This window comes from Rhodosalinus halophilus, from assembly GCF_003298775.1.
Lineage (GTDB): Bacteria > Pseudomonadota > Alphaproteobacteria > Rhodobacterales > Rhodobacteraceae > Rhodosalinus > Rhodosalinus halophilus.
In genome coordinates this window covers 1-4266 of sequence record NZ_QNTQ01000040.1, presented here as the reverse complement: position 1 = coordinate 4266, position 4266 = coordinate 1, and the positions used below count along the sequence as shown (strand labels likewise).

Annotated in this window: 7 protein-coding genes; 2 read left to right on the top strand and 5 right to left on the bottom strand. The window is 67.7% G+C overall.

Features of this window, described 5'->3' with window-relative positions; translation table 11 throughout:
- Positions 1-90: 90 nt before the first annotated feature.
- Together DRV85_RS18765 and DRV85_RS18760 are read left to right on the top strand one after the other, a co-directional pair.
- Entirely contained in the window at positions 91-300 is a 210-nt protein-coding gene (locus DRV85_RS18765) for a hypothetical protein (protein WP_420820932.1), read from the top strand.
- Positions 301-647: 347 nt separating this feature from the next.
- Positions 648-1277 (top strand): class I SAM-dependent methyltransferase, encoded by a 630-nt coding sequence (locus DRV85_RS18760; protein ID WP_113290996.1) that lies wholly within the window; start codon positions 648-650, stop codon positions 1275-1277.
- Between the two features lie 57 nt (positions 1278-1334).
- Here DRV85_RS18760 and DRV85_RS18755 read toward each other — a convergent pair whose 3' ends face one another.
- From DRV85_RS18755 to DRV85_RS18735, 5 genes are all read right to left on the bottom strand, one after another.
- Positions 1335-1922 carry a DUF3489 domain-containing protein gene (locus tag DRV85_RS18755; RefSeq protein WP_113290995.1) on the bottom strand — a complete coding sequence of 196 codons (588 nt, stop codon included), beginning with the start codon at positions 1920-1922 and terminating at the stop codon, positions 1335-1337.
- Between the two features lie 93 nt (positions 1923-2015).
- Complete coding sequence (locus tag DRV85_RS18750) at positions 2016-2288, bottom strand: hypothetical protein (protein WP_113290994.1); 273 nt, start codon at positions 2286-2288, stop codon at positions 2016-2018.
- A gap of 260 nt (positions 2289-2548) precedes the next feature.
- Positions 2549-3466, bottom strand: a complete 918-nt coding sequence (locus DRV85_RS18745; protein ID WP_113290993.1) for a CopD family protein — start codon at positions 3464-3466, stop codon at positions 2549-2551.
- Positions 3467-3474: 8 nt separating this feature from the next.
- Complete coding sequence (locus tag DRV85_RS18740) at positions 3475-3831, bottom strand: copper resistance CopC family protein (RefSeq protein ID WP_113290997.1); 357 nt, start codon at positions 3829-3831, stop codon at positions 3475-3477.
- Between the two features lie 65 nt (positions 3832-3896).
- Entirely contained in the window at positions 3897-4244 is a 348-nt protein-coding gene (locus DRV85_RS18735; protein ID WP_113290992.1) for a copper-binding protein, read from the bottom strand.
- Positions 4245-4266 lie beyond the last annotated feature (22 nt).

Sequence of the window (4266 nt, the reverse complement as noted above, 5' to 3'; positions counted from 1 at the left end):
GAGCCGGATCGACCTCGCCAATGACCGCGACCGTCGCCGCGCCCAGCAGGCCCGCGCGGCGATGGAACGGGAACGGTAGGAGGAGAGCTAATGAAGACCATGCGCTGGCATCCTCCAGGCTATGGTGGCGAGCGCCGCGACCCAGACCGCGTAAAAAGGGACGGTTGGCGCGATCAGGGCGTGCTCGCCATCTCAATTGACGATGAGCGCCTCAGCTGGCCAGAGCGGGAGCTGGTCCAACAGCTGGGCGAGAAGCTGTATGGTCCGAGAAACCGCGATCCTGACGCGCGGGAGCGGTGACCGGATTCCCTGCTGGACCCCGGACTCCGCGCCGGGGTCCAGACGGGGTCCACCCGCCAACCCGTTGAAGTTTCTGGTTCCTTCTGGGCCATTGCGTATACGGGAGGGCGCAGCGCGCCATATCGCCAGCGACAGGGCCGGATTTTTGGGAAGCCACACGGAAGCCGGAGTCCAACGGATCGCAGGAAAGTCCAAAAATCATTGGTGATGGAGCGGCCCACATGGTGGACTCCGCGGTGGATTCGGAATCCAGTGGACGCCTCCTATAGGGGTCCACCGGGCGGAACCAGAACAGGATCCCCTGAAATTGCAGCATGCGTTACACTCGGTGACGGGGCATAAACACGATGGCAAGCGGACAGGAGCATTGGGATGGGGTCTACGGCGCGAGGCCGGAAGACGAACTGACCTGGTTCGAGGCCACGCCCGCCCTGTCGCTCGAACTCGTTCGCGCGCATCTGCAGCCGGGTGAGCCGTTCATCGACATCGGCGTTGGCGCATCGCGCCTCGTCGATGTCCTGCTCGATGAGGGCTTCGGCCCTCTCACCGTGCTGGACCTGTCGGGCGCCGCCTTGGCGGTCAGCAGGCAGCGTCTCGGCGCTCGGGGCGACGACCTTGCCTGGATCGAGGCGGACATCACGACGTGGGAGCCGGACCGGACCTACGCCGTCTGGCACGACCGTGCAGTGTTCCACTTTCTGACCGCGGTCGACGACCGTGCCGGTTACGCCCGCGCGCTGTCCGACGCCCTGCGTCCGGGCGGCATCGCGATTATCGCGACCTTTGCGGATGACGGACCGGAGATGTGCTCGGGTCTGCCCGTGGTGCGCTATGCACCCGAGGCTCTGTCGCAGGAACTCGACAGGTTGCTGCCGGGGCAGTTCGACATGCTCGAAGCCAGACGCCACCTGCACATCACGCCGAAGGGCAACCGGCAGAGCTTCCAGTACAGCGTGTTCCGAAAGACGGATCGCTGAGATGAGAGCCGCCGCCCCGAGCGGGACGGCGGCCTAAAAACGTGGTGTTCTGTGGCGTCAGTCGCTGGGCAGGCTGTAGACCCGGCCACGGCCCTCGAGCTTCTCGGAGGTGACTTCAAGCCCGAGTTTCTTCTTGAGCGCGCCGGCGAAGGCGCCTCGGACCGTGTGGGGCTGCCATCCCGTGGCGGCGACAATCTCGTCGATGGTCGCGCCGCCCTCGGCGCGGAGCATCTCGATCAGCTTCGCCTGCTTGGTGCCCGCGCGCGGTGTGCGCGCCTTGGGTGCGGGATCGGCCTCGGCAGGAGCGTCCTGCGGGTCCTCCGCGCTCGGCGCTTCGTCGGTGCCCGTGGGCGCGCTGTCGCCGCTCTCCGGCTCGACGCCGATGGCGGCGAGGCCCGCATTCGTGATGTGCAGGAGGATGGCGCCGCCATCCTCGTCGTTGCGCCAGATCCGGTTGAGCGCGGCGTCGGCCTTGGTCTGGCTGTCGGTCGCGGTCTCGGCGATCAGCCCGCGCTTCAGCAGTGCGCCAACCACCTTGGCGGCGGCACCGCCGCGGAGCGAACCGGGGAGCGGCAGGACGTTGCGGTCCTCACGCTGCGCGGCGGCGCTGAGGATCACGAGTTGGGTATCGGAAAGCTTGGTCATCTGGGGTCTCCGGTTTCGGGGCCGCGACCGTCGCGACCCTCCTACGACCCCGAGCCGCGCGTCGGCGCGGCGAGAGTTCCGGCTGGCCGGAGATCAGCGGGCGTGCTCGCCCTCGCCGAAGGCGCTGTCGGTGATGCGTTTGAGGAGGCTGGCGTAGTGTTCGAGGGTGCCGACCATGGCCCAGCCCGCCTCTTCGGGGGCGCAGTTGAAATGGTCGTCGCTGAGTGCCTGCAGGCGGGCGAGCATCTCGTCGATCTCGGCTTTCTTGCCGATGAAGGCAGCGAGTGCTGCTTCCTTGTTCCGCCGGGCCTTCTCGGCGCGGAGTTCGTTGCGCGGGGTGGTGATCGGGTTCAGTCGGCTGGTCATCGTGGTGGCTCCTTGGTGAGTTGCATCGCTTCGCTGGAGTGACGTTCGCTCTCTCCGCGACGCTTATCAACTCGATAAGCACATGATCTTGAATGATAATCGGAGCCGCCGACGCAGAGCATGAGCGCGCGCCAGTACGCCGCCCATGTCGGGCTGTCGCGTGGCGCGATCCGAGAAAGGCGAAGGCCGCCGGCCGGCTGGTCCGGTACGAGTATGACACCAATGACAACGACGTGCTTTTTCGTCGTTCGCGCGCAGATCTATTGCACCGCCGAGGCCTGTGCGCCGTCGACCCGGCCGGGCGGAGACGAAACGGTCGTGAGCGTCGCCGTGACGAGAAGGACGCCCAAGATGAGGGCCGCCTCGGCACGGATGGAGCGGCGCAGGCGTGCGCTGGCCTCTGGACGGGAGGCGAGGAGCGCCGGAGTGAGGCTCAGTCGGTTGAACGCGGCCATCGCGAGAATGCCTGCGACGAGGAGGAGCTTGAGCGCGAACATCTGGCCATAGGGGCTTGCGAGGGCCGATGGGCGTGCCGCGCCCAGAAGCGCCAGCGCGAGCCCGCCGCCGAGAACGACCAGCCCCACCGCCCAGAGCGCCTGGCGACCGAAGGCCTCCGCCAGAGCGCCGGACGCTGCCGGAGTCTCGGAGCGCAGCGAGCGAAGGAGCGGCGCCAGCCCGCCGATCCAGAAGGCGAGGCAGAGGATGTGGAGCGTCACGAGTGTGCCGAGGATGGCCTGCGGCTCAGACAGAGCATGGCCGCGAAAGGCGAAAGACGTTGACGCCAGAAGCGCACCCGGCACCGCCAACCAGAGCCCGGTGCGCCCTCGCCAGAGCACGCAGAGAATGAGGGCGAGCCCCGTGAGGCGCAGGGCGGCGCTCGTCCCGAGCGGGCTTTCGGCCACCATGCCGAGGATCGCCGGGTCCATCGCGCCATCCCACGTGCCCCCCATGAGAAAGCTCGCGCGCAGGGGCAGCCGCAGGACCGTGAAGACGGCGGCGGCAAGTGCCGACAGGGCCGCCGTCCGGCGCAGGGCAGCGCGTCCGCCTGCGCCGACGCCGGGCAGCAGGGCCAGCACCAGCACGCTGCCGACGGCACTCAAGGTGGCCGCGTAGGCCAGCGCCTTCACGGTGATCGACAGCCAGGTTACGGCATCGGCCTGGGCAAGCGCGGCCAGCATGGCGGGGCTCAGTCGCCCAGCTCGAAGGAGAAGCTGCCCTGCATGGGGTGCCCGTCAGAGGCCAGCCCGCGCCACTCCACCGTGTAGCGTCCCGGCTCCAGCGGCTCGGGCTCGGCATGGAACTCCAGCGACGGCTCGAGCCCGGTCTCCCGCTCGAGCGGCATCTCGGCGCCCTCCGCGTTGACCAGGCGCACCATGGTCACCCGCATGGGCCCGTCGAAGACCATGTGGATCATGTCCGGCGTCTCGGTCAGCCGCGCGCCGTCCGCCGGCGTGGTGCCTTCCTTCTCGGAATGGGCCAGAAGCGGGGCGGACGCGAGCATCAGCGCGGCGGCAACCGGAAGAAAAAACCCGTGTCTCGTCATGTCGTCTCGCATCTCCTTGCGGAGCGGGCGACCGGTGCATCGCGTCCGGTCGCCGCGCATTCGTCTCAGTTCGGCATCATCGCGCCGATTGCATACATCCCGTCCGCGCCTTTCACGAGCATGATCGTGACCTGATCGCCCGCCGAGATATCGCCCATCATCTCGGCATTCTCCAGAAGGGGCAGATCCATCGTCATGGCGGGCCAGCCGATCTCGGGGATCGGGTCATGCGTCACGTTGGCCATGCCCTCGCCGATCGAGTTGACGACGGCGCTGGCGTGGACGGCGTCCTCCACCGCTTCGTCTGACATCGCCATGGTCGAATGATCCATGCCGTGATCCATCTGCGCCAGCGCCGGTGCGCAGGTCAGGGTCAGAAGGCCGAGGGTTGCCGTCAGTGTCAGTGTCTTCATGTGTCCACTTAACCTTCTTGGC